24 protein-coding genes and 1 pseudogene are annotated in these 23892 nt (G+C 60.5%); 18 read left to right on the top strand and 7 right to left on the bottom strand.

Annotation, left to right across the window (positions count from 1 at the left end):
* Positions 1–176 (bottom strand): IS4/Tn5 family transposase DNA-binding protein (locus E4Q08_RS21190; RefSeq protein ID WP_169071835.1); only part of this gene is annotated, 176 nt, incomplete at its 3' end.
* A 194-nt stretch (positions 177–370) separates the two neighbouring features.
* Between E4Q08_RS21190 and E4Q08_RS21185 the strand changes: the two genes are divergently transcribed.
* Positions 371–817 carry a hypothetical protein gene (locus E4Q08_RS21185; RefSeq protein ID WP_169071834.1) on the top strand — a complete coding sequence of 149 codons (447 nt, stop codon included), beginning with the start codon at positions 371–373 and terminating at the stop codon, positions 815–817.
* Positions 818–873: 56 nt separating this feature from the next.
* Here the strand turns inward: E4Q08_RS21185 and E4Q08_RS21180 are convergent, their stop codons facing one another.
* From E4Q08_RS21180 to E4Q08_RS25885, 5 genes are all read right to left on the bottom strand, one after another.
* Positions 874–1449 (bottom strand): hypothetical protein, encoded by a 576-nt coding sequence (locus tag E4Q08_RS21180; RefSeq protein ID WP_169071833.1) that lies wholly within the window; start codon positions 1447–1449, stop codon positions 874–876.
* A 31-nt stretch (positions 1450–1480) separates the two neighbouring features.
* On the bottom strand, positions 1481–1846 hold the full coding sequence (locus E4Q08_RS21175) for a hypothetical protein (RefSeq protein ID WP_169071832.1): 366 nt from the start codon (positions 1844–1846) through the stop codon (positions 1481–1483).
* 285 nt (positions 1847–2131) lie between these two features.
* Positions 2132–4558, bottom strand: coding sequence for a primase-helicase family protein (locus E4Q08_RS21170; protein ID WP_169071831.1), 2427 nt, complete (start codon positions 4556–4558; stop codon positions 2132–2134).
* A 431-nt stretch (positions 4559–4989) separates the two neighbouring features.
* A complete protein-coding gene (locus E4Q08_RS21165; protein WP_169071830.1) occupies positions 4990–5487 on the bottom strand; it encodes a hypothetical protein in 498 nt (165 codons plus the stop codon).
* Entirely contained in the window at positions 5487–6608 is a 1122-nt protein-coding gene (locus E4Q08_RS25885; protein WP_169071829.1) for a tyrosine-type recombinase/integrase, read from the bottom strand. The genes E4Q08_RS21165 and E4Q08_RS25885 overlap by 1 nt, the downstream gene beginning before the upstream one ends.
* A gap of 327 nt (positions 6609–6935) precedes the next feature.
* Between E4Q08_RS25885 and lepA the strand changes: the two genes are divergently transcribed.
* The 9 genes from lepA to nagZ are packed head-to-tail and all read left to right on the top strand — an operon-like array spanning position 6936 to position 14419.
* Positions 6936–8726 (top strand): translation elongation factor 4, encoded by a 1791-nt coding sequence (lepA, locus tag E4Q08_RS21155; protein ID WP_169071837.1) that lies wholly within the window; start codon positions 6936–6938, stop codon positions 8724–8726.
* Positions 8727–8748: 22 nt separating this feature from the next.
* Positions 8749–9537, top strand: a complete 789-nt coding sequence (gene lepB, locus E4Q08_RS21150; protein ID WP_169071828.1) for a signal peptidase I — start codon at positions 8749–8751, stop codon at positions 9535–9537.
* Positions 9538–9549: 12 nt separating this feature from the next.
* Complete coding sequence (locus tag E4Q08_RS21145) at positions 9550–9915, top strand: DUF4845 domain-containing protein (RefSeq protein ID WP_034910833.1); 366 nt, start codon at positions 9550–9552, stop codon at positions 9913–9915.
* Positions 9912–10610 (top strand): ribonuclease III, encoded by a 699-nt coding sequence (gene rnc, locus E4Q08_RS21140; RefSeq protein ID WP_169071827.1) that lies wholly within the window; start codon positions 9912–9914, stop codon positions 10608–10610. Before E4Q08_RS21145 ends, rnc begins: the two co-directional genes overlap by 4 nt.
* Positions 10611–10615: 5 nt before the next feature.
* A complete protein-coding gene (era, locus tag E4Q08_RS21135; RefSeq protein WP_169071826.1) occupies positions 10616–11500 on the top strand; it encodes a GTPase Era in 885 nt (294 codons plus the stop codon).
* Positions 11501–11533: 33 nt separating this feature from the next.
* Positions 11534–12250: a DNA repair protein RecO gene (gene recO / locus E4Q08_RS21130; protein WP_034910840.1), complete on the top strand. Its 717-nt coding sequence runs from the start codon at positions 11534–11536 to the stop codon at positions 12248–12250.
* Positions 12247–13020, top strand: coding sequence for a pyridoxine 5'-phosphate synthase (locus tag E4Q08_RS21125; RefSeq protein ID WP_034910841.1), 774 nt, complete (start codon positions 12247–12249; stop codon positions 13018–13020). Before recO ends, E4Q08_RS21125 begins: the two co-directional genes overlap by 4 nt.
* The gene (acpS, locus tag E4Q08_RS21120; RefSeq protein ID WP_034910844.1) at positions 13017–13394 is read left to right on the top strand and encodes a holo-ACP synthase; all 378 of its coding nucleotides are present in this window, start codon (positions 13017–13019) and stop codon (positions 13392–13394) included. The genes E4Q08_RS21125 and acpS overlap by 4 nt, the downstream gene beginning before the upstream one ends.
* Positions 13391–14419: a beta-N-acetylhexosaminidase gene (gene nagZ / locus E4Q08_RS21115; protein WP_211203518.1), complete on the top strand. Its 1029-nt coding sequence runs from the start codon at positions 13391–13393 to the stop codon at positions 14417–14419. Before acpS ends, nagZ begins: the two co-directional genes overlap by 4 nt.
* A gap of 40 nt (positions 14420–14459) precedes the next feature.
* Here nagZ and E4Q08_RS21110 read toward each other — a convergent pair whose 3' ends face one another.
* Positions 14460–15230, bottom strand: coding sequence for a lytic transglycosylase domain-containing protein (locus tag E4Q08_RS21110; RefSeq protein ID WP_169071825.1), 771 nt, complete (start codon positions 15228–15230; stop codon positions 14460–14462).
* Positions 15231–15477: 247 nt separating this feature from the next.
* Here E4Q08_RS21110 and E4Q08_RS21105 point away from each other — a divergent pair, with 247 nt between their 5' ends.
* The 8 genes and pseudogenes from E4Q08_RS21105 to E4Q08_RS21070 all read left to right on the top strand — a co-directional run.
* A complete protein-coding gene (locus E4Q08_RS21105; protein WP_169071824.1) occupies positions 15478–17388 on the top strand; it encodes a thiamine pyrophosphate-dependent enzyme in 1911 nt (636 codons plus the stop codon).
* On the top strand, positions 17381–18016 hold the full coding sequence (locus E4Q08_RS21100; RefSeq protein WP_169071823.1) for an indolepyruvate oxidoreductase subunit beta: 636 nt from the start codon (positions 17381–17383) through the stop codon (positions 18014–18016). Before E4Q08_RS21105 ends, E4Q08_RS21100 begins: the two co-directional genes overlap by 8 nt.
* Before the next feature lie 78 nt (positions 18017–18094).
* The gene (locus E4Q08_RS21095; RefSeq protein WP_169071822.1) at positions 18095–19357 is read left to right on the top strand and encodes an AAA family ATPase; all 1263 of its coding nucleotides are present in this window, start codon (positions 18095–18097) and stop codon (positions 19355–19357) included.
* Complete coding sequence (locus E4Q08_RS21090) at positions 19354–20007, top strand: DUF4276 family protein (RefSeq protein ID WP_169071821.1); 654 nt, start codon at positions 19354–19356, stop codon at positions 20005–20007. The genes E4Q08_RS21095 and E4Q08_RS21090 overlap by 4 nt, the downstream gene beginning before the upstream one ends.
* A 220-nt stretch (positions 20008–20227) precedes the next feature.
* A pseudogene (gene folD / locus E4Q08_RS21085) lies at positions 20228–21083 on the top strand (bifunctional methylenetetrahydrofolate dehydrogenase/methenyltetrahydrofolate cyclohydrolase FolD).
* Positions 21083–21580 (top strand): 5-(carboxyamino)imidazole ribonucleotide mutase, encoded by a 498-nt coding sequence (purE, locus tag E4Q08_RS21080; RefSeq protein WP_169071820.1) that lies wholly within the window; start codon positions 21083–21085, stop codon positions 21578–21580. The pseudogene folD and the gene purE overlap by 1 nt, the downstream one beginning before the upstream one ends.
* Positions 21581–21746: 166 nt before the next feature.
* Positions 21747–22904, top strand: a complete 1158-nt coding sequence (locus tag E4Q08_RS21075) for a 5-(carboxyamino)imidazole ribonucleotide synthase (RefSeq protein ID WP_169071819.1) — start codon at positions 21747–21749, stop codon at positions 22902–22904.
* Positions 22894–23892, top strand: a 999-nt coding sequence (locus tag E4Q08_RS21070; protein ID WP_169071818.1) for an L-threonylcarbamoyladenylate synthase, incomplete at its 3' end; no start/stop codon positions are given. The genes E4Q08_RS21075 and E4Q08_RS21070, both read left to right, overlap by 11 nt.

Below are 23892 nucleotides of genomic sequence, written 5' to 3'. Positions count from 1 at the left end.
GTCGCGGGATTGTCCAGCAGCCGGTAGGCCGCTTTGGTTTCCGCCCAACCCCCGCAAGCCACCGGGATGCTTCCGGTCGGTTGTGCCGACAGATCATCCACCAGCTTGATCAAGCGCCGCGTCCGCCGCGCATCCCCCAAATCCAGATCCTTGAACTCCTCCGCTGCCCAACCCATGCCATACCTCCGCAAGATTACGAAATATACGTTTTAACAACAGCTTGAAAACTGTTGCCGTTTGCATATATGGGGTGGGTAAGCGGAAATGCAACAGCGTTTGCTATCGCGTTGGAGTCAAGCCACGCCGCGCGCTCCTATGTCAAGTGAGTTGTGGGTAATCGGGTGCTTTTTATAGTCCTGACGATATTACTGTGCTTAAAGTGCTTTCTGGGCCTGATCCCGTGCTCCAAACGTTTGTACTGGACAAACTAAATCTCGAAGCTGTATTTATGAGCACCTATGCTGCAGGGATGGGGCAATTTGATAACTTGGTCCTCGATTTGTATTCTGCCCCTTCAACTGTACCAGAGCCAAGCACCCCTATGCTCTGGCTTGCAAGTGCGCTTTGTGTGGCAAGCAGGGCGCGCAAGAAGATTTCAGCATCTCGTGCCAGAGCGCGTTCGCACCACCTCAGTAGTGTTAGCCCGCCCGCCCCGGAAAAGGTGGATTTTCCCGCCGAGGACCATACCGGAGGTCACCCCATTATCTGCGGGAGAGTACCCGACAATGTGCGGTTCGCTGTTGCGGATAAGGACGCGGGGGTTATGGCCAAACTGCTGGAGGTAATCGTCAACTACCTGCGCAATCGTTCCTTCTGAAAGCTGCTCAGCCGGTTCCCCCGGCCCCGATGGTGTCTGTTTTGGTTACCAAGGCACTACTCGGCTTCTGCATACCTGCGCCGTAGCTCATCCAGTTGCGGCTTCTTCGCTGCCAAAATCGCAGCGGCCCGAACCTTTGAGGCTGCATAGTGCCGGTTCAGCAGGCCCTTGGTATAGCTCTCCAACTGCTTCAGGCTTTTTCTCGTGAACTTTCCATCTGGCTTGGCGATGGCGAGCAGTTCACGCCCAACTTGTTCTATCAAATCACGGTTGGTATACACGAACATGCATGCATCCTCTTGGCACTGCCTGAACTGCTCAGCGCACAACGCATCCTTTGCGTTGTTGTAGTCCCACTGTTGCCAACAGTCGCCTCGCAGTTCGGCAATGACGCAGCCGCACAGGTCGATGAACCCATCGTTATAGCTTTCAGCTACGCCCAAGTAAGAAACAACATAGCCGAGGCATCTTAGCCCAGGGCGGTATGGAGTGCCGATTGCTCTGCCTGATACGGGCAGGATGCGAACGTCTCTAATGTATGCGCCGTGCAATACGCTGGCAACGAAATGGGCGGATTCATGAATCGCGGACTCCAGGCGGCGCTGGTCGATAGTAGTGGGTGTTTTGGTCATGGGCGTTCCTTTGTGGTTGAAAAAAGAGTGGTTACTTGCAGGGAGGGTGCCAGGTGGCGCGGAATCCTTGGGGGCTCTCATCGCCCCGCCAGCAGCGCTTGCGCGTCCATCCAAGTTTTCGTAGCGCTGCGGCGACATCGCATGCACGACTGGTCTGCGCGAAGCGGCCGGCGAGTTGCACCCGCAACACGTCGATACTGAGGCCCTCGGCCTTGATGCTCTCGGGGATCACCGCCAGGAGCTTGGCCAGCCGCTGATCCAGTGGGGTCAAGCGCTCTTTCCAGGTGGCGTGCTGTTTGTCCTGCTCAGCGCGGCGTGCCTGCTCAGCGGCTTGGATGGCTGCGGACGAGTCGGCGACGAGGCCGGCGATAAAATCGCTCAGGTGGTTTTGGGTCATTGTGATCGGTCCTTGCTGTGATGGAGTTGTGATCTGTGCGCCAGGGGTGTTTTGCGGCTGCCTCGGGTGCCTCAGCAGTGCCTATGCATGACATATGCATGGTGAGGCAGCCACAAGCCCAGTATCCATGCGGTTCTCCATGTTCTGCCTCTCCTGCCTCTCTTGTTCTTATAGGTAAGTAAAAAATATAGGGGAGAGAGGGTGTAGAGCATGCACGGCGGGAGTGTGTACAGTGAAAGACGGGGAGAAAGCCAATTCCCCCGAGGCACGCGAGGCATCCAGTATTCATGCGGGTTCCAGCCGAGGCACGTCCCGAGGCACTGGTGAGGCGTGGTGCTGCACGTGAGGCACGGAAGTCTCGGTTTTCTCCAGTTCCGCACGCCAGGCTGCTTCTGGCTGGGCCTTCCAGTATTGCGTGTTGACGAGTGCCAGGGCGCGAACTTTTTTCCCGTTGGAAAGCCGGACTTGGGTATCACGGCGATACGCACCCATGCGGACGAACACCTTGCCCACAGTGCTGACCGAAGGTGGAGTGCGAAGGTGGTGGTACTCGACCATGAATTTCTGTGTCAGGTCTTCCGCGGTCGCCACCTGGCGCCTGAGTGGCAGCGCGCCGGTCACAGTGTCATGCGCGTAGCGATCCAAGTCGGAGCGCCCAGCATCGACCATCGCGGCCTTGGATTTTGTCGCCGGAGCGTGGCCCTTGGGATCGAAGCCGGTCAGGTCGAGGTTTTGCAGGTGGTGCAGCAGGTGCGCCAGCCCGCCGTTACGCCGCCAGTGCAGGAATGTTTGCTTGAGTGGCTCCGGGAGCGCGCCTGCCTGCACGTCGTGAATATAGAAGCGCCGGTCGTTATCGCTGAGGAACATCCCGTCAGCGTGGTTCGACAGGTACACAGCATTCATCAGGTTTTCCACAACTCGCTTCGGCTGCCCCTTGTCGTGGGTGCGCAAGGTTGTTGCAGTGCCCCATAGTTTCAGCCTATCTCTTGATTTGTCGCTCTTGGATGCGCGTATCTCATCAGCAAGGACGAACACAGTGCCGGCAATCCAGCCGCAGAAGTCGTCGTCGACCTCAGATTGTCCAATCAGCGCATAGTGGTGGGGGTTGAACAACGCCCCGATGGTTTCAAAGAGCAGGTTTTTGCCAACACCTTCTTTCTGCGACCAAACGACAAGGCTGACGAACATCTTGACGCCGGGGAACTGGATCAGATGGGCCAGCCATTGAAGGGGATACCGAGCAGCCTCAAACAAGTGCGCGTACGCGCCTAAAAATGGAGCAACATCGCCTGGCACAGGCTCCACAGCGAACCCTGCCCAGATGTTCAGGCACCCGTCAGCGGTAACTATGGGTTCTCCGGGCCTTGTGACGATGGCGCGAAACTGGCTCCGCCGCTTGTCGCTTAGCCATTGCCGGGAGGCCGGTACCTGCTTTGTCCCAGTCGGGGTAGCCACGGCAACGAAGTCGTTTGCGTGGGCCATGTGGAAGCTATCGACCCTGATGAAATCTCGGTGTTTGCGGCGATAGATTGCGGCGTCCTGTTCGATCCATGCGTACTCCTCGTTCATTCTGTCCAGCCACGGGGCAGCCATTCCAGTAACTACAGCAGGGGCTTCGTCGGTATATCCAAGCTGCACTGGGCTCTTGCAAGTCTGGGTGCAGCCCTCGCACTTGTTCTCTGCGGCTTGCCGGAAGCTGGCGCAGGTGGCGGGGCCGGTGGCCCAGTTGTCGATCTTCTGCTGGGTTTCGTACTCGCTGTACTCCGGGTGCCCGACGCTCCACTCGTGGCAGCGCAGCACGCCCTCTGTGGTGTGTTTCACGACGCCAATCATCTTGTGCCACAGAGGCTCCGGGACGTTTCCCAGCATGTCCGCCACGTACGCCACGGTGGGGCAGAACTGAACGATGCGATTCGCCGATGATGGGGGGTACTCGATGCCGCCTCCCAGGTCGTCGTCTTCCTCGGGCATGGCCGTGATAGGTGCAGGGACGCTGGTGCCCAGTGCCGCGGCGAACAGCTCCAGCGTGATGTCTTGCCCCTCGTTGATCAGGCGCACCGGGCGGGCCGGGCACTTCTTGCGGTTGTGGGTGCCTACTGGGCGCAGCACGCTGGCGGAGTCGGCGGTACGGGAGGGGTCCTGTTTGAATCCCAGGGCGGTGAGGCGGTCCTTGAACTGCCGCGCCAAGGGCGTCCAGATGGCGGTGGTAACGTCTTCGGTCAGGGTTACGTAGCCATGCAGGCCGCCGCCGGAGTCAACAATCAGTGGCAGTGGAAGTCCCAGTTTCTTCCAAACTCGCCCAATGTCCAGCAGCGCTTCCTTCTTGCTGGCGTACTTGGCTGGGTTGTTCGCATCTACGTCGGCGTCGACCCAGAACGCCTTTACCCACCCGGCGTTGTCCTGCGTCCTGAGCTTCTTGGGGAGGTCTTCCTTGAACGTGCTGCAGGCGTGGTACACCGTCCTGCCCGCACTGTCGAAGGCTTCAATGGCGGCTGCCGCTTCCTCCACAGTTTTGTACTTGTAGTGCTTCCAGTAGGTCTGCGTACTGCCAGCCCTACGAACGGGTTCTGCGATGACGACTATCCCCTGAGAGGGGAGGATTTTGCGTAGAAATCCTTCGGTGTCGCGCCCTTTGCTGACGAGGATTTTTCGGGGAAGCGCCCCGGTGCCGCGCTCTGGCGGCCCAGCAATTGTGTTAACATGTTCGTTCATTGAAATGCTTTCCGGCCCGGCTTCTGTCCGGGCTTTCTTTTGCCCGTACGCCGTGCTCTTTGGTTATTCGATATGGTGTTTACGTGTAAGCACGTTTGGCTAGCCCGGATGGTCAGGCTGCGCGAAGGTCGCCGACACGCCACCTCGTAGAGCGCGGCCCCGCCTTTACAGGAGCAGGACAACGGCCGGCCTTTACGTCTCGCCAGACAGAAGCAGGAGAGCGCCCAGTGATGGCGCACACGACTGGGAGAGCGACTAGGGCATATGGGGGAAGGGATTCAAACAGCTTAAGCTGTTCGGCCAGTTTGGCTGCCTTGGCGGCTTTCCTGGTTTCGGGGGTGGTGTTACTTGGCATCGTCTTCTCCGACCTGAGCACCGTTGATTCGGTATGGTTGGATGATGCCTTGTTGGTCAAGCGTAGTCAGGTGACGCTATTTGCGTATTATTTGTCCCGCCGCATCGCACTTGTACGGCGCAATTATTTTGTGTAAGTCGCCGTCGCTTAGTGCAGCTACAAGCCCTCGCCCAGCAGCCCAGTCCCGATCAATAGCCCTCGCCGCATCGACTGCACCGCCAAACTCAACAAAGGCACTGGCAGCGTCAAGTTTGGCAGTTTCAAGTGCGTTTGTTGGGTGGGTCGGTTCAAGTTGCCTCCGGCGTAGCTCGATATATGCGCTCACGATGTCAGCGGGAGTGAAGCCGTAACCCTTCGGTCGGCCTTTAGGTGAGACTAGACCCAGCGGTTGTCCGAATATCTCGGTCGGATGCTTGCCACCGAAGATTTCCCGGAAAGCGTCGTGGAGAACTTGCAGCGTCTCGCCGTCCGGGTTCTGTCCGCTCTCAACAGCGTGGACAAGATTGATCGCGGCCCGTATCTGTGGCGTGTCTACTGCCAAGGGCTTTGGTAGTTTTCTACGATACAGAACCATCAGGCCACCTTCCCGAACGGAATAACCTGTGCTCCTACTTTGAGCGAATCGAGCTTGTCCGCCCACTGCTGCATCATCTGCCGGCGTTCGGGCATGTACTCCGCCTGGTTGTAGCTTGCCCGAACCGAGTTTCTTTCCGCGTGGGCGAGTTGCCGTTCTATCACGTCCGGCCTGAACCCAGCCTCGTTGCACATGGTGGAAAAAGTGCCCCGCGCACCGTGGGGGCTGAACCGATCAGAATAACCGAGCTTCGTAACCGCGTTGCGCAGTGTGGCGGTCGGCATGGTTTGCGACTTGGTGCCCTGCGTCGGGAAAAGGTACTCTGCATGGCCGGTGAGGTCGCGCAGTTGTTTGAGAAGCTCCAGCGCCTGCCGGGAAAGCGGCACGACATGCTCTTCGTTCATCTTCATGCGCGCCGCAGGAATGCGCCACTCTGCCCTGTCGATATTGAATTCTCTCCAGGGGGCGCCGCACAACTCGCCTGGCCGCACGGCGGTCAGCATCAGCAGCTTGAGGGCAATGGCCGTGGTCTGGTGCCCTGAGTAGTCCTCCAGCTTGCGCAGGAAGTCGGGCAGGTCGTCATCCCTCAAGTGCTTGCGGTGTTCAACGACACGGCGTGCAATTTCTCCCTTGAGCGGGTCAACCACGTTGTACTCGGCGCGATGCGTGATGATGGCGAGCTTGAACACGCTGCCGATGATCTGACGGGCGAGAATGGCACGTGTTGGGGCCTGGCGTGCTTCGATTTTGCGCAGCACCTCGTGAATGATCGGCGTCTTGATGTCCTTGATCGGGAGAGCACCGATGCGGGGATTGATGTCCTTTTTCAGGATGGTATCGACATGCCCCGCGTAGCCCACGGACCATGCGCCCGATTTCGCTCCATACCATTCGGCGGCTACGGCCTCAAACGTCGTCGCCCGCTCATACTTTCGGGTGGTTTCTTCGAGCTTGCGCTGGTGGGTGGGGTTTATGCCCTGCTTGACCAACTGACGGGCATCGTCTCTGCGTCGCCGGGCGTCGGCAGCCTTGACTTGCGGGTACTCGCCGATGACGAACAGGCTTTCCTTGCCGCCGAGTCGGAAGCGGTAGCGCCAATGCTTGCCGCCTGATGGGGTCACTTCAAGGTATAATCCGCCCCCCGTCTGTCAGTTTGACGGGTCTTGCTTCTGGCTTGATGTTCCTTATCTGGGTATCGGTCAGCATAGGGACTCCGGAGAGGGTGTGGGTAGGCAAAGGATCGCTGAAACACCAACGAATTCAAGGCTTGAGAAGAAAAAGCGGGTAGATTTTTACAGCACCTGCCAACATACCCGCAGTCCTACCCGCATAATGTTGAGCTACAGCGATGCAAGCTGACACGAATTGCTACAAAAATTGCTTGTTAATCAGGCGGTTATGATGATTAATGATACCATTTTGGTTCGCTTGATACAAGTCTAATGCACATGCAACACATCCGCAATTTTTCCATCATCGCGCATATCGATCACGGGAAATCGACGCTCGCCGACCGCATCATTCATCTTTGCGGCGGTCTTTCCGATCGCGAGATGGAAGCGCAGGTGCTCGACTCGATGGACATCGAGCGCGAACGCGGCATCACCATCAAGGCGCAGACCGCTGCCCTGCAATACCGGGCGCGCAGCGGCGAAGTCTACAACCTGAACCTGATCGATACGCCTGGACATGTTGACTTTTCCTATGAGGTGTCGCGTTCGCTGTCCGCCTGCGAGGGAGCTTTGCTGGTGGTCGATGCGTCACAGGGAGTCGAGGCGCAGACTGTCGCCAACTGCTATACGGCCATCGAACTCGGCGTCGATGTCGTGCCTGTACTGAACAAGGTCGATCTGCCGTCGGCGATGCCTGACCAGGCGCGCCAGGAGATCGAGGACGTGATCGGCCTCGACGCTTCCGAAGCCGTGCTGGCCTCGGCCAAGACCGGCTTCGGCGTCGAGGACATCCTGGAAGCGATCATCGAACGCATTCCCGCGCCCCAAGGCGATCCCGATGCACCACTCAAGGCCTTGCTGGTGGATGCCTGGTTCGACAATTATGTGGGTGTGGTGATGCTGGTACGGGTCTTTGATGGCACGCTACGACCCAAGGACAGGATTCGTCTGATGGCTGCCGGCTCAACGCACCTCTGCGAACAGGTCGGAGTGTTTACTCCCAAGGCGGTATCCCGCGACGCCCTGCGCGCTGGCGAAGTCGGGTACGTCATCTCGGGGATCAAGGAACTGCAGGCCACCAAGGTCGGCGATACGGTGACGCTGCTCGAACGACCGGCGAGCCAGGCCTTGCCGGGCTTCAAGGAAATCAAGTCGCAGGTATTCGCCGGGCTGTATCCGGTGGAATCGAACCAGTATGAGTCGCTGCGCGAATCGCTGGAGAAGCTGAAGCTCAACGACGCGTCGCTGCGCTACGAACCCGAGGTCTCGCAAGCCCTCGGTTTCGGTTTTCGCTGCGGTTTCCTCGGGCTGTTGCACATGGAGATCGTCCAGGAGCGTCTCGAACGCGAGTTCGATCAGGACCTGATCACCACCGCACCGACCGTCGTCTATGAAGTCCTGCTGCGTGATGGCAACCTGGTCAATGTCGAAAACCCGGCCAAGCTGCCCGAACTGTCGAAGATCGAGGAGATCCGCGAACCGATCATCACCACCACGCTATTCGTTCCGCAGGAATATCTGGGCAATGTCATTACTCTGTGCAATCAGAAGCGCGGCAACCAGATCGACATGAGCTATCACGGCCGGCAGGTGCAACTGGTCTACGAAATGCCGATGGCCGAAGTGGTGATGGATTTCTTCGACCGCCTGAAGTCCGTCTCGCGCGGCTACGCTTCGCTGGACTACGAATTCAAGGAATATCGTGCGGCCGACGTGGTCAGGCTGGATGTACTGATCAATAGCGAGCGTGTCGACGCCCTGTCAGTGATCCTGCACCGCGCCAACTCGGTCTATCGCGGTCGCGAACTGGCGGCCAAGATGCGCGAACTGATTCCGCGTCAGATGTACGACGTCGCCATTCAGGCCGCCATCGGCGCCAACATCATCGCCCGCGAGAATGTCAAGGCAATGCGCAAGGATGTGCTGGCCAAATGTTACGGTGGCGACATTTCGCGCAAGAAGAAGCTGCTCGAAAAGCAGAAGGCAGGCAAGAAACGCATGAAACAGGTCGGGTCGGTCGAGATTCCACAGGAGGCTTTCCTTGCTGTGTTGCGTGTTGGCAAGTAAAGCCAGGTAAAGGAGTGATGGAGTGAATTTTGCGCTGATCCTGTTTGTCCTGTTGCTGGTCAGCGGCGCGATCTGGGCGGCCGATGCTTTTGTCCTGCGCAAGCGCCGCCCGGCCAACGCCAAGGATCCGTGGTGGGTCGAGTACGGGGCTAGTTTCTTCCCGGTGATCCTGGTGGTTTTCGTGCTGCGTTCGTTTCTCGTCGAACCGTTCAAGATACCCTCGGGATCGATGATTCCGACCCTGCAGGTTGGCGATTTCATTCTTGTCAACAAGTTCACCTATGGCATTCGCCTGCCGGTGCTCAACCGCAAGATCATCGACATCAACAACCCGCAACGTGGTGACGTGATGGTCTTTCGCTATCCCGAGGATCCGTCGCTCGACTACATCAAGCGGGTGGTCGGCGTTCCCGGTGACAGCATCGCTTACCAGAACAAGAAGCTGACGATCAACGGACAACCGGTGCCAAGCACGCGCACCGACGATTATCTGCACGCAGAGCGCCTGTACTATTCGCGGCAATTCATCGAGAAGCTGGACAGCACGGAGCATCGAACGCTCAACGATGAGGATGCCCCGCCCTATGTTCAGGGTCCGGCACAGTTTGCCAATCGTCAGGATTGTTCCTACAACGCGCAGGGAGTAATCTGCAAGGTACCGCCGGGTCAGTATTTCGTGATGGGCGACAATCGCGACAACAGCCGTGATAGCCGTTATTGGGGTTTCGTTCCGGACCAGAACATCGTCGGGAAGGCTTTTTTCATCTGGTTGAATTTCAGTGATCTCAAAAGGATCGGATCGTTCAGGTAAGGAGTTGTGGCTATGAATCGTCAGCGTGGTGTGGCCCTTTCGAGTCTGGTGGGCTGGGGCGTGTTGATTGCTTTGGTGGCGATTCTCGCGATCCGGGTGCTTCCGGAATTCATGGATTATTACAAGATCCGGCAGGCGGTCAAGGCGGTGGCTGCAGGTTCCAATGGCAAGACGGTGCCCGAACTGCGGCAGGCTTTCGGCAAGTATGCAGAAATCGAGCATATCAAGACCCTCACCCCGGCGGATCTCGACATATTCAAGGAAGACAACCAGGTGGTCATTGCCTTTGCCTACGAGAAGCGGATTCCGCTGGCTGGCAATGTCAGTCTGCTGATCGATTTTCGCGGTTCCTCGTCGGGGCGCGGCTCTTCGCAATGACCGCTTTCCGTCTCGAACAGGCGCTCGGCCATACTTTCCGGGATCGAGATCTGCTGCAACTGGCGCTGACACATCGCAGTTTCACTTCACCGCACAATGAGCGACTCGAGTTCCTTGGCGATGCGATTCTCAATGCCGTCATTGCGCACTGCCTGTTCGAGCGCTTTCCGCGGCTTCCCGAAGGCGATCTCTCGCGACTGCGAGCCAATCTGGTGCGCCAGGACAGCCTGCACCAGCTTGCTTTGGCGCTCTCGCTGGGGGACTTTCTGCGTCTTGGCGAGGGGGAGCAGAAGAGCGGCGGACAGCAAAGGCCATCCATTCTGGCCGATGCCCTCGAAGCGCTGTTTGGCGCGCTGTGGCTGGATGCCGGTTTCGACGTCGCTGGCCGGGTGATCGTCCGTGTTTATGCCGGCGTGCTGGATCGACTGACTTCCGGACAGGGAATCAAGGATGCCAAAACGCGCTTGCAGGAATATCTCCAGGGCGCCCGGCTGGCCTTGCCACAGTACTCGCTGGCCGGCACCGAAGGCGAGGCGCATGCACAGCAGTTCCGGGTGGCCTGTGTGATCGAATCCCTGCACCTTCGCACCGAGGGCCGCGGCGGCAGTCGCCGGGCAGCCGAACAAATGGCCGCTGAACGTGCGCTGGAAAGCCTGGAAAGCGCTCATGACTTTTCTCGGCAGCCGCGATCATGACCGGCATGAGCGAAATTCGCAGCGGACAGATTGCCATTGTCGGCCGCCCCAACGTCGGCAAGTCGACCTTGCTCAACCAGCTGATTGGCGAGAAGCTCAGCATTGTCTCGCGACGGGCGCAGACCACTCGCCACCGCATCCTGGGCATCCTCACCAGGTCGGATGCGCAGTACGTTTTTATCGATACACCGGGTTTCCAGACCCGTTATGGCAATGCACTGAATCGGGCGATGAATCGTGGCGTTCGACAGGCGCTGGCCGAGGTCGACGTCGTCCTGTTCGTTGTCGAGGCCGGGCGCTATGACGATCGCGACCGGGTGGTACGCCAGCTCATACCGAATGAGTGCCCGGTGATCATCGTGGTGAACAAGATCGATCAGTTGCCGGACAAGATGCAACTCCTTCCGTACCTTGCTCGTCTCGCCGGCGAAGGCGAGTTCACGGCGATCGTTCCGGTCAGCGCGATGCGCGGCTCGCAGATGGAAGTCCTGCTCGGTGAGACGCGCAAGCATTTGCCGAATACCGACTTGCTGTACGGCGAGGATGAAATCACCGATCGCAGCGAAAGATTCCTGGCTGCCGAGTACATCCGCGAAAAGCTCTTTCGCCTGATCGGCGACGAATTGCCCTATGCCGCCGCCGTCGAGATCGAAAAGTTCGTCGTCGATGGCGCCTTGCGGCGCATCAGCGCCGCCATCCTGGTCGAGCGCGAGGGGCACAAGTCGATCATCATCGGTAGTGGTGGCGAAATCATCAAACGCATTGCCTCCGAGGCGCGCCAGGACATGCAGCGGATGTTCGATGGTCAGGTGTTTCTCGAAGTCTTTGTCAAGGTCAAGTCAGGTTGGGCCGACGATGAGCGAATGCTCAAGACGCTTGGCTACGACTAGCGCGCGCACGCGTGCCGACGAACGAGTAGAGAAGTGACGCAGCGGCACAAGGTCGATGCCCAGCCGGCTTTCGTACTGCACGCCTATCCGTACAGCGAGACCAGCTTGATCGTCGATGTCTTTTCGCGCGACCATGGTCGTGTCGCTCTCCTGGCACGCGGCGCGCGCCGGCCACGCTCGGCCCTGCGCGGCGTCCTGCAGGCATTTCAGCCGCTCGAACTCGGTTGGGCAGGTCGTGGCGAGGTGCAAACGCTGATCAAGGCCGAGTGGCAGGGCGGGCAGCCGTTGCTGGCAGGCAAGTCGCTGTTCTGCGGCTATTACCTGAACGAGCTGTTGATGCACCTGTTACCGCGCGAGGATGCGCATGCCCGACTTTTCCTGGTCTATGCCGAGACCCTGCAGCGCTTTGCCAACGGCACACAGGAGTCCGACCTGCGCTGCTTTGAGCGGGCGCTGCTGCAGGAACTCGGTTATGGCCTGACCCTTGAAACCGATGCGACCGGCATCGCGGTCGACGTCGATGCGCATTATGTCTACGAGATCGAGCGTGGTCCGGTGCGACTACCGGGATCCGGCAGTTCGCTGCGGGCAGTCAGCGGCAGGACGCTGCTCGATCTGGCGCACGAGGATTTCTCCGATCCGCGCTCGCTGGCCGAAGCCAAACAACTGATGCGCACACTGATCAATCATTACACCGATGGCAAGAGTCTCGCCAGTCGCAGAATTTTCAGGGAGCTACACGAACTATGATCGAACTTGGCGTAAATATTGACCATGTGGCGACGATTCGGCAGGCACGCTGCACCTACGAGCCCGATCCGGTGTGGGCGGCTGTCGAAGCGCACCTCGGCGGTGCTGATGGCATCACCATCCACCTGCGCGAGGACCGGCGACACATCCAGGATGCCGATGTCGAGAAACTGCGCGACCTGGCGCAGATCAAGCTCAACCTCGAAATGGCAGCGACCGACGAGATGGTCGCGATTGCCTGCCGAATCAAGCCGCAAATGGCGATGCTGGTACCCGAGGGTCGCCATGAAGTAACCACCGAAGGCGGGCTCGACATCGTTGCTCAGGAAGCCAGGCTTGCCGAGTCGGTGGCCCGCCTCAGCGATGCCGGCATCGTCAGCAGTGTGTTCATCGATGCCGATCCGACACAGGTACAAGCCGCTGCACGCATCGGCGCGCGCGTCTGCGAAATACACACCGGTCCTTATGCGCACGCCTTTTATACGCAAGGGCGCGACGCCGAAAGCCTCGCCGTGCTTGCCGAACTCGAAAAAATTCGCTTTGCCGGAGAAGCTGCGCGTCAACTCGGCATGCGTTTCAACGCCGGCCATGCACTCAACTACTTCAACGTGCAACCGGTCGCGCAACTCGCAGGCATCCGCGAACTGCATATCGGGCACGCGATCATCAGCCGCGCCATCTTCGTCGGCCTGCGCGAAGCAGTGGGTGAAATGAAACGCCTGCTGCGCGAGGCACAGGCCCGGTCGCTGGCCCGGCCCTCCCGGCCATGATTGCCGGAATCGGCACCGACATTGTTGCCGTTGCCCGCCTCGGCAGGCTGTACGAGCAGCACGGTCAGCGCGCACTGGCGAAACTGCTTTCGCCAAGGGAACGTGCCGAGTTTGCCGGCGTCCGCGATCCGGCCCGGTTCCTTGCCAAGCGCTTTGCGGCCAAGGAGGCATTTGGCAAAGCGCTGGGCATCGGACTGGTTGCACCCGCCAGCTTGCCGAGTATCGGCGTCGTCCACGATTCGCTGGGCCGGCCGCTGTTCGAGTACGCGGCGCCGCTCGCCGCCCACCTTGCACAGCGCCGACTCGTCGCGCACCTCACGATCAGTGACGAGCATGACTTCGCCGTCGCTTTCGTGATCATGGAACAGCAATGAATACCAGCAGAACTCTCCCGCTCGGCCCGCTGATGATCGACATTGCCGGGCTGCACTTGTCCGCTCTCGAACGCGAGCGTCTGTGCCACCCGTTGGTCGGTGGCCTGATTCTGTTCGCGCGCAACTACGCGTCGCCGCAGCAGCTCGAGCAACTCACGGCCGCCGTGCATGCCTTGCGCTCGCCGCCCCTGCCGATTGCCATCGACCATGAAGGGGGCCGGGTGCAACGCTGCCGTGACGGTTTCACGCGCCTGCCGGCGATGCGTCGTCTCGGCGAGCTGTGGGACCGCGACCCGCAGGCGGCGCTGCACGCGGCACGCGGCGTCGGCTATGTCCTCGCCGCCGAACTGCGCGCGCGCGGTGTCGACCTGTCATTCACGCCGGTACTCGATCTCGACTGGGGACGCAGCAGCGTCATCGGCGACCGTTCGCTGCACGCCGACCCGGCCGCAGTGGTGCCACTGGCCGGCGCGCTGATCGAAGGCCTGCACCGCGCCGGCATGGCCGCCTGCGGCAAGCACTTTCCGGGTCATGGCTGGGTCGAGGCCGATTCGCACGTTGATCTGCCGATCGACGAGCGCCGGTTCGAAGAACTGGCGCCTGACCTCGAACCCTATCGCCGGCTCGAACTCGACGCGGTGATGCCGGCGCACGTCATCTATCGCTGGCTGGACCCACGGCCGGCGGGTTTCTCGCATTTCTGGACAGGCCTGCTGCGCAATGATCTCGGCTTCGACGGCGTCATTTTCAGTGACGATCTGTCGATGGCCGGCGCCAGTGTCGCCGGCGGCATCATCGAGCGCTGTATGGCGGCCTGGGATGCCGGCTGCGACCTGCTGCTGGTGTGCAATTCGCCGGATGCGGTCGGCGAACTTCTGGCGAGCTGGCAGCCACCAAGCGATCCGCTGCGGGCTCAGCGTGTCGGGCGTCTTTTGCCGACCAACCCCGCTGTCGGCTGGGCTGGTCTGCAGCAGGATTCGACTTACCTGGCCGGTGTGGCTGCAGCCTGCAGCCTGCTGTCCTGATGCGAACTGGAGCCAAAACTTCCTGCTCAGAAATCCGCAACTACTCGATACTTGTGACTGCCGGTGATGGCATGTTGCGGCGCCCCGGAATCGTCAGGTACAGGCGCCTGGCGTTGTGCCCGAAGCCAGAAAATACGCCGGCTTCCGGTTTTTTGGTTGCTGCCTTGGGTTGATACAACTGGTAGATTTGCGTGACCAGTTGCACGTAATTGCGCGTTTCAGGATATGGTGGAACCTGGTTCTTGTATTGTTGCACCGCACCTTCGCCGGCATTGTAGGAAGCGAGCACCAGGTCCTGCTGATTGGGGAACATTCGGTGGAGGTCGCGCAGATAGCGTGCGCCCAGGCGGATATTGGTTTCCGGGTCGCTCAGTTTCTGTTCAATGGTTTTATTCTTGTCGCCCTGCAAACCGTAGCGTTCGGCTGTTGCCGGCATGACCTGCATCAAACCAATGGCGCCTTTAGGGGAAATCGCGCCAGGATTGAAACCCGATTCTGCCGCCATGACTGCCTTGAGCAGGGCAGCTTCGACAGCAAATTCATTGCTCGCCACTTTCAGCAAGGGCTCAAACTTCTTCAGGTTGGGATGTTGCGACAGATAGCGCAATAGTTCGGGTTTTGCCGGGCCGATCGGCGGGGATTCCGACGCATCGAAGTGCTTGCCGCGCAGGAATAGCTGATAGCGCGAGTCTATTTTTTCGGTGGCAAAATGCGCCGCTCCTTGCTCGTCAATGTAGCCATAAATGTTGGCGCGGGTGCTCGCAGACATGAGACTCAGAAGAAGCATGACGATAGAACTGAAAAATCGCATGCGAAATTCACTTCCGTTTGATTGGCACATCCGAGTGCCGGGTTAATCAAGCAGGATCCCAGCGGCCCTGTCGATCGCTTGGGTAAACCTGGGAATCGGGTATCCGCTGGATCTCGCCCGAGTATGCCCAGCTTGGGCAGCTGCTGTCAATCCTGATCATGAAGTTGACCTGCGTCAACTCGCCCGAACCCTTGAGCCGCTAAGGTCCAGGTTTTTCTCGGGACTTTTTTCCGTGCAAGGAGAAGCAATGACCGCAGGTGTGATGTCAACCCCGCCCGTGGCAGCAGCCAGCCGGCTTCTGATGTCAGGCAACGAGGCGGTGGCACGGGCCGTGTGGGAGGCCGGGGTACGGGTGGCAGCGGCCTATCCGGGAACGCCCGCGACCGAAATGCTCGAATGTGTGGCGACCTATCCGGACATCTACACCGAATGGTCGGTCAACGAGAAGGTTTCTCTCGAAGTGGCTTTCGGCGCCACCATGGCCGGTTCGCGCGGCTTCTGTGCGATGAAGCATGTGGGCATGAACGTCGCTTCCGACGCGCTGATGACGATGACCCTGACCGGCGTCGCCGGTGGACTGGTGATCGCGATCGCCGACGACGTCGGCCTTTCGTCGTCGCAGAACGAGCAGGATTCGCGCTACTGGGGCCGTTTTGCACATCTGCCCCTGCTCGAACCGGCGGATTCGCAGGAAGCGCATGACTTCACGCTGGCTGCCTTCGAACTCTCGGAGCGCTTCGAGGTGCCAGTGATCCTGCGTCTGACGACCCGTATCTGTCACGTCAAGGGACTGGTTCGCATCGGTGCGCGCAGCGAACGTGCGGTCGCCGGGTTCACCAAGGACGTCAGCCGCTGGGTGATGGTGCCGAGCGCTGCCGGGCGGCGTCTGCCGCTGATGTTCGAGCGCGAACGCCGGCTGCGTGCCGCCGCCGAGATTTCCGAACTCAACGTCGTCGAATCGGGCCCTGATCGCCGCGTCGGTTTTATCACCTCCGGCCCGGCCTACATGCATGTGCGCGAGAGCTTCCCTGATGCACCGGTCTGCAAGCTCGGTTTCTCTTTCCCGCTGCCCTTCGATCGCCTGCGCAAGTTTGCCGAACAGTGCGAGTTGCTGGTGGTTGTCGAAGAGGTCGAGCCCTTGATCGAGACCGAACTCAAGGCGCAGGGCTTCACCGTCACGGGCAAGGACCTGCTGCCGTTGTCCGGCGAACTGTCGCCGCAGGTGCTCAAGCCGGCAATCGCCGGCCTGCTCGGCGAAGCCTTGCCCGAACTCGCTCGAACCGCGCCGATGGCGGTTTTTCCGCGTCCGCCGACCATGTGCGTCGCCTGTCCGCATCTGGGCGTCTACTACACGCTCTCGCAGTTGCGCAATGTCACCATCTCGGGCGACATCGGCTGCTACACACTCGGCTTCGGACAGCCGTGGAATGCACTCGACGCCTGTATCTCGATGGGCGCTTCGATGGGCATGGCGCTGGGCCTCGACAAGGGGCGCAGTGACGCCGAGAAGGACAAGAAAATCGTTGCCGTGATCGGCGATTCGACCTTCCTGCACATGGGCATGCAGGGGCTGCTGGACATCGTCTACAACCGCGGCAACGTCACCGTCCTGTTGCTCGACAACCGCGCCGTCGGCATGACTGGCGGTCAGGACAATCCCGGCAGCGGCCGCGACATTCACGGCAAGGAAGCGCCACGCGTCGATTTCGCCAATCTGGTCAGGGCACTCGGGGTGCGTCCGGAACGGGTGCATGTGCTGGACGCCTACGAACTGCCGGTGCTGCTGCGCACCCTGCGTGAAGAGACGAAAATCCCCGAGCCGTCGGTGATCATCACCAACCAGCCCTGTGTGCTGATCAAGGACTACCACGCACTCAAGCCGTACCGGGTGCTTGATGAGCGGTGCACCGGTTGCGGCAACTGTGTCGATGTCGGTTGCCCGGCGATCCATGTCACGCGTCGCGAGCGGGTCCGGAAAGCCAGCGGACGCGAAGTCGATCTCGCTTTCGTGCGCATCGAGAGTGCCGCCTGTACCGGCTGCGGCCTGTGCCTCAAGCCCTGTGCACCTGACGCGATCGTGCATGTCGATACGCTGGCGATGCCGATCAAGGTGATCAGGAAGAGCGCCGAGCTTGCGAGGAACACGCAAGATGTCTGAAACAGGCCGATTCGACACCACCAACATTCTCGTTGTCGGCACCGGCGGCCAGGGCGTGATGACCGCCACCGAGATCCTCGCCGAGGCGGCGATCGCTCTCGGCCATGATGTCAAGAAAACTGAAGTGGCCGGCATGGCACAGCGTGGCGGCGTGGTCTCGTCGCACCTGCGTTTTGGTGCGAAGGTGCTGTCGCCGCAGATCACGCCCGGCACCGCCGACGTGCTGCTGGGTTTCGAGGCCGCCGAAGCGATGCGCTGGCGGCACATGCTGCGTCCCAAAGGTCTGGTACTGATGAACACCGGCCGTCTGGTGCCACCGATCGTCGAGCTTGGTCTCTACGACTATCCGGATGACCCGGTGGCCTCGATGCGCGCCGCCGGCACGCAGGTCTTCTCCTTCGACGCCTCACAGATTGCTCAGGAACTCGGCGATATCCGGCTCGGCAATACGGTCATGCTCGGCGCCATCTCGGACCACCTGCCCTTTCCGGCCGAAGTCCTCGAACACTGCATCCTCAAGCGTTTCGCACGCAAGAAAGCCGAACTCGTCGAACTCAACCGACACGCCTTCGCCGCCGGCCGTGCCGCCGCCGAAGCGGCGGCGAAAGCCGAGGCGGGCGTTGCCTGATTTGCGATAGACTCACGCTCTTATCGGCGATCAATGCGATGCACGACCGAGTTGACGCGTGCGCTGGAGATGAAGTGAATGGCAATTCTCGAAGGCATACAAATTCAGAACTACCGGGCCTTGCAGGATGTGACGCTGGGCAAGACGCTCTACGAGCGCGAGCAGGACGCTCTTCCGAGACTGGTTACAGTCATTGGTGCGAATGGGTCCGGCAAGTCGAGTTTGCTCGACGCCTTGGGGTTTCTCGGTGATTGCCTCGCAGAGGGAGTAGAAGCGGCGTGTGACAAGCCGCATCGGGGTGGTTTTGAACGTATGCGAACACAAGGTTCTGTTGAGCCAATCAAGTTTGAAGTTCGCTACAAGGAGACGCCCACCAATGCGAGGCCGATTAGTTATTCGCTGCATATCGCCTGCGATGCCCAGGGTCGCGCCCAAGTAGTCTATGAACGACTCCGTCAGCGTCGAAAGGGACAAAAGTACGGCCAACCGTATTCGTTTCTGGAACTGACCAACGGGCAGGGCTATGCCTGGTCCGGTACGGAGGGGTTTGAGGAGGGAACCGGAACCGGAACCGGCGCACCCACCGCAAGGGAAGGGAGCGAGCGAGTACCAGTCAAGATGAAGGACCGGCAGGTACTTGGCATAGCCACTCTGGGAACGCTCGCCAATCATGACCGGGTTGTTGCTTTTCGAGATTTCCTGTCGGGTTGGTATCTCTCGTACTTTGTTCCGGAATTGGCACGCAACCCGAGTCAAGCCGGTGCCGATCCACATCTTGATCGCCGAGGCGAAAACCTTTCACGCTATCTCCAATATGTAGAACGTGCGAACCCCGGAGGATTTCGCCAGATGCTCGAACGAATTGGGAAGAAGGTTCCCGGAATAATTGACATCAAGGCGAAGACCGAGAGGGACCGCCGCCTGGTGCTCGAATTTTCTGCCCAGGGGTTTCCTGAGCCTTTCTATCAGCAGGACATGTCCGATGGTACGTTAAAGATGCTTGCCTATCTATTACTGATGGAAGATCCCAGCCCGGCACCGTTGATTGGTATCGAAGAACCCGAGAACGGCTTGCATCATCAATTGCTGGCAACACTTGCTCAGGAATTCAAGGAATATGCGTCGAAAGCGCGCGGCCCGCAAATCCTGATCACCACCCATGCGCCCAATTTTGTCGACGCGCTGACTCCGGATGAGGTCTGGATTCTTGACAAGGGGGCTGATGGCTTCAGCCATCTGACTCGTGCGTCCGATGTGCCGGGGGTGCGCGAAATGTTCGCTGAAGGCATCCCGATGGGGAGCCTCTGGTACAGCAACCATTTCGGCATCGGTAACCCATGATCTGGTTCGAGGTGCTGGTCGAAGGAGCTTCCGACGTGCCGGCAGTCAGGGAAGTTCTGACGCGGCATTTCGGTCTGCTGGAGAACCTACACTTCCGTATCCACCGACACAAAGGGCGCGGTATCTTGCCTGACGATCTGCTCGGCCAACCTGATCCGAAGCAGCAGACCTTGTTGCATCAACTCCCGGCGAAGCTGAAGGGCTTTTCGCATCTTGGTGATCAGGCATGCGTGGTGGTCCTGATTGATGTGGACCGTGACCCGTGTCGCGAGTTGCTGGGGCAATTGAACTCGATGCTGGCACGGCTGCCCAAGCGACCGCCCCGTGTTCTGTTTCGGTTGGCGATCGAGGAAACCGAGAGCTGGTTTATCGCCGACGTAGATGCCGTTGCCGCAGCCTACCCAAAGGTGCGAGCACAGAAATTACAGAAGTTGCGCCGTATTGTGGCAGACGAGATTGTCGGCGCCTGGGAGGAGCTGGCAGTCGCCCTGGATATCAAGGATTCCGAGGTGACTGGCGCGGACAAGTACGCTTGGGCCGAGCGCATCTCACCATACCTGAATCTCACGGAACCGCATTCACCCAGCCTGCGAAAGTTCGTCGATGGTATCCATCGAGAAGTGCTGAAACATCCGGCAGGAAGCCGATGACAGGGCGTCCAGGGCTATTTGCATGATCGCGGATGAGTCGGGCGGCAGCCGAAACTGGCGACGAAAGCCGAGGGCGCACTGCCTGATTTGCGCTAGAATCGCGCCCTTATTGTCGACCGGTCGACCGATGCGCAGTTTTTACCCTGGCATCTGACGGATCGATCGGCAGATTGCTTATTCCTTCCGTGCACTCAAGAATAACACCCCAGGAAAATCCACGATGACGGCAACAATCCTCGACGGCAACGCGCTGGCGAAAAAAACTGCGCGCCGATTTCAAGACACGTGCCGAAGCACTGCTGGCCAGTCGCGGCACCCGCCCTGGCCTGGCGGTGATTCTGGTCGGCGAAGACGCTGCTTCGCAGGTCTATGTGCGCAACAAGGTGAACGCCTGTGCAGCGGCCGGTTTCCACTCGGAGAAGATCCTGTATGCGCCTGACATCGAGCCGCAACGGGTTTTCGACAAGATCGCCGAACTCAATGCCGACCCGAAGATACACGGCATCCTGGTGCAGTTACCCTTGCCGAAGCACTTCGACAGCGACGCCGTGCTCAAGGCGATCACTCCCGAGAAGGATGTCGATGGTTTTCACGCCGAAAATGTCGGCGCGCTGATGCAGGGCCATCCGCGTTTCATTCCCTGTACGCCCTATGGCGTGATGAAGTTCCTTGCCGATGCAGGCATCGATCTCAAAGGCAAGGAAGCGGTGATCCTCGGGCGCTCGAACATCGTCGGCAAACCGATGGCGATGTTGCTGATGCAGGCCAGCGCAACGGTCACCATCTGTCATTCGCAGACCCGCGACCTGGCCTTCCACACGCGCCGTGCCGACATCCTCGTTGCCGCGCTCGGCAAAGCGCGCTTCGTCACCGCCGAGATGGTCAAACCGGGTGCCGTGGTCATCGATGTCGGGATCAACCGCCTGCCCGACGGCAAACTCTGCGGTGACGTCGATTTTGCGGCGGTCAGCGAAGTCGCCTCGGCGATCACACCGGTGCCCGGCGGCGTCGGTCCGATGACCATTACCATGCTGCTCGCCAACACCCTCGAAGCCGCTGAAAGAGAGGCCCACTGATGTCGCAACGCGAACCGCTGGTCGGCGTGGTCATGGGCTCCGATTCCGACTGGCCGACGATGCAGGCGGCTGCGGTGATCCTCAAGGAGTTTGGCGTGCCCTTCGAGGCGCGCGTCGTTTCGGCGCATCGCACCCCGGATTTGCTGTTCGAATACGCGGCCGCGGCCGGCCAGCGCGGACTGAAAGCAATCATCGCCGGTGCCGGCGGCGCCGCCCACCTGCCGGGAATGCTGGCGGCCAAGACCACCGTGCCGGTACTCGGCGTGCCGGTGCAATCGAAAGCGCTGTCCGGTCAGGATTCGCTGCTCTCGATCGTGCAGATGCCAAAAGGAATTCCGGTGGCCACTTTCGCCATTGGCGAAGCCGGCGCTGCCAATGCCGCCTTGTTCGCCGTCGCCATGCTGGCCACCGGCGATCCGGCGATCGCTCGGCGCCTCGGCGACTTCCGTCGCGCACAGGCCGAGAAGGTGATGGCCATGAAGCTGCCGGAGGTGTGAGCGGCATTCCTGACCAGTCGCCCCAAACGGTCATGACTTTGCAAGACACTCCCGATGATGAAAGTGATGACCGTTTCCCTCTCCCCCACCCCTTCCCCGCGAGGGGGGAGGGGAGATTCGTGAGTCGCTCGCGACTTTCATAGTAAGGCTTTCCCGGTACGGCACGATGATTCTTCCCCCGGCAATTCTCGGCATGCTTGGCGGCGGTCAGCTCGGCCGCTTCTTCGTTGCTGCAGCGCACGAGATGGGCTACCCCGTCTGGGTCCTCGATCCCGACCCGCACAGCCCTGCGGCGCTGATCGCCGACCGTCATCTGCTGGCGGCGTACGAGGATTTTGCAGCACTGGACGAGCTGGCGCAGGGCTGCGCGGCCATCAGCACCGAGTTCGAAAACGTCCCGGCAGGAACCCTCGACTATCTCGACAAATTCGTGGTCGTGCGCCCAGCGGCGGCGGCGGTCAGCGTCTGCCAGAACCGCATCGCTGAAAAGACCTTCCTGCGCGACCAGGGCCTGCCACACGCCGCCTTCGCCGCGGTGCACAGTGAACAGGATCTGCGCGAGGCCGCTACCGGTCTTTTTCCCGGAATCCTGAAAGTCGCCCGCTTCGGCTACGACGGCAAGGGACAAGCCGTGGTGGCCAATGCTGAGCAGGCGATTGCCGCTTTCCAGCAGTTCAAGGGCGAAACCTGCGTGCTGGAGCAGAAGCTTGCGCTCGACTACGAGGTTTCGGTGGTGCTGGCGCGCGACGAAAGCGGCATCGTGACGAGCTTTCCGGTCGCCGAGAACAGTCACCGCAAGGGTATCCTCGATGTCTCACTGGTACCGGCGCGTGCATCGACCGAACTGCGCGCCGCGGCCGCTGCACTTGCTGCCAGGATTGCCGAGGGCTTACGCTATATTGGCACCCTGGCCGTCGAGTTCTTTGTCGTTCGCGGCGAACTATTGATCAACGAAATGGCGCCGCGCCCGCACAACAGTGGCCATTACACCATCGACGCCTGCATCACCAGCCAGTACGAGCAGCAAGTGCGTGCCCTGTGCGGCCTGCCGCTCGGCGAAGCGCGGGCGCACTCGGCAGCGGCGATGGTCAATCTGCTCGGTGATCTCTGGTATGAAACGACACCGGCCGGCCATCACTACCGCGAACCCGACTGGTCGAAGCTGCACGCTTTTCCTGCCCTCAAGCTGCATCTCTATGGCAAGCATCACGCCCGTCCCGGTCGCAAGATGGGACACTTCACCGTTCTCGATGGTGACCCGGAACGTGCCCGGCAAGTCGCGATGGCCGCGCGCGCCGCGATCGGGATCGTCGATGCGCCCTGAAAATAACGACATCGATCATGCCGTAGCGCTGCTGCAAGCCGGCGAGCTGGTCGCCTTTCCGACCGAGACGGTCTATGGCCTCGGTGCCGACGCCGCCAATCCGGCCGCCGTCGCCCGGATCTTCGTGGCCAAGCAGCGGCCGGCCGACCACCCGCTGATCGTACATCTGCCGGCCGACGGCTATCTCGACCGCTGGGCGCGGGACATTCCCGCCGTTGCCTGGGAACTCGCCGAAGCCTTCTGGCCCGGCCCGCTGACCCTGATCCTCAAGCGCGCGGCGGCAGTGCCGAAAGTCGTTACCGGCGGTCAGGACAGCGTCGGCCTGCGCGTACCAGCGCACCCCCTGGCACTGAACCTGCTGCGTGCTTATGCGCGTGCCGGCGGCGGGCTGGCCGGCATGTGCGGCATCGCCGCGCCGTCGGCCAACCGCTTCGGTCGCATCAGCCCGACCGCAGCCGCACATGTGCGCGCGGAACTCGGCAATGCCGTACCCCTGATCCTCGACGGCGGCCGCTGCCCGGTCGGCATCGAGTCGACGATTCTCGATCTGACACCCGCCGAGTCGCTGCCGCCGCGTCTGCTGCGCCTGGGGCGGGTCACTCCCGAACAGATCGCGACGGTCATCGGCATCATGCCGCAGATCGTCACTCGTCCGCCGGACGCCGCTATGCCGCGGGTTCCCGGTTCGCTGGCCGCACACTACGCGCCGACGACGCCGCTGCACCTGCTGCCATCCGCGCGCATTGTTGAGGTCATCGACCTTCTGCAGAGCACGGGTCGGCGCTGTGCCGTACTCTGTCACAGTCGGTTGCCCGCCACGCCGGCAGCACACGCCTGGCGCTGCTTGCCGGCCAACCCCCGCGCTTACGCCAGTGCGCTCTACGCCGCCCTGCGTGAACTGGATCAGGCCGACGCCGAGCTGATCATCGTCGAGGAGATTCCGGCAACGCCGGCCTGGGCGGCGGTCGCCGACCGTCTGCAGCGCGCG

The organism is Candidatus Accumulibacter contiguus (genome assembly GCF_012940005.1).
Taxonomy (GTDB): domain Bacteria; phylum Pseudomonadota; class Gammaproteobacteria; order Burkholderiales; family Rhodocyclaceae; genus Accumulibacter; species Accumulibacter contiguus.
Note: the sequence above shows the minus strand (reverse complement) of the source record. Positions and strands in the feature narration are given on the sequence as shown.

Coding starts and splice junctions, on each gene's coding strand:
- era (WP_169071826.1), top strand. CDS start 10,616: ATGAGCGAAATTCGCAGCGGACAGATTGCCATTGTCGGCCGCCCCAAC.
- E4Q08_RS21145 (WP_034910833.1), top strand. CDS start 9,550: ATGAATCGTCAGCGTGGTGTGGCCCTTTCGAGTCTGGTGGGCTGGGGC.
- E4Q08_RS21075 (WP_169071819.1), top strand. CDS start 21,747: ATGATTCTTCCCCCGGCAATTCTCGGCATGCTTGGCGGCGGTCAGCTC.
- E4Q08_RS21105 (WP_169071824.1), top strand. CDS start 15,478: ATGACCGCAGGTGTGATGTCAACCCCGCCCGTGGCAGCAGCCAGCCGG.
- E4Q08_RS21110 (WP_169071825.1), bottom strand. CDS start 15,230: ATGCGATTTTTCAGTTCTATCGTCATGCTTCTTCTGAGTCTCATGTCT.
- purE (WP_169071820.1), top strand. CDS start 21,083: ATGTCGCAACGCGAACCGCTGGTCGGCGTGGTCATGGGCTCCGATTCC.
- nagZ (WP_211203518.1), top strand. CDS start 13,391: ATGAATACCAGCAGAACTCTCCCGCTCGGCCCGCTGATGATCGACATT.
- E4Q08_RS21180 (WP_169071833.1), bottom strand. CDS start 1,449: ATGACCAAAACACCCACTACTATCGACCAGCGCCGCCTGGAGTCCGCG.
- E4Q08_RS21095 (WP_169071822.1), top strand. CDS start 18,095: ATGGCAATTCTCGAAGGCATACAAATTCAGAACTACCGGGCCTTGCAG.
- acpS (WP_034910844.1), top strand. CDS start 13,017: ATGATTGCCGGAATCGGCACCGACATTGTTGCCGTTGCCCGCCTCGGC.
- E4Q08_RS21090 (WP_169071821.1), top strand. CDS start 19,354: ATGATCTGGTTCGAGGTGCTGGTCGAAGGAGCTTCCGACGTGCCGGCA.
- E4Q08_RS21170 (WP_169071831.1), bottom strand. CDS start 4,558: ATGAACGAACATGTTAACACAATTGCTGGGCCGCCAGAGCGCGGCACC.
- rnc (WP_169071827.1), top strand. CDS start 9,912: ATGACCGCTTTCCGTCTCGAACAGGCGCTCGGCCATACTTTCCGGGAT.
- E4Q08_RS21100 (WP_169071823.1), top strand. CDS start 17,381: ATGTCTGAAACAGGCCGATTCGACACCACCAACATTCTCGTTGTCGGC.
- lepA (WP_169071837.1), top strand. CDS start 6,936: ATGCAACACATCCGCAATTTTTCCATCATCGCGCATATCGATCACGGG.
- E4Q08_RS21165 (WP_169071830.1), bottom strand. CDS start 5,487: ATGGTTCTGTATCGTAGAAAACTACCAAAGCCCTTGGCAGTAGACACG.
- E4Q08_RS21175 (WP_169071832.1), bottom strand. CDS start 1,846: ATGACCCAAAACCACCTGAGCGATTTTATCGCCGGCCTCGTCGCCGAC.
- E4Q08_RS21125 (WP_034910841.1), top strand. CDS start 12,247: ATGATCGAACTTGGCGTAAATATTGACCATGTGGCGACGATTCGGCAG.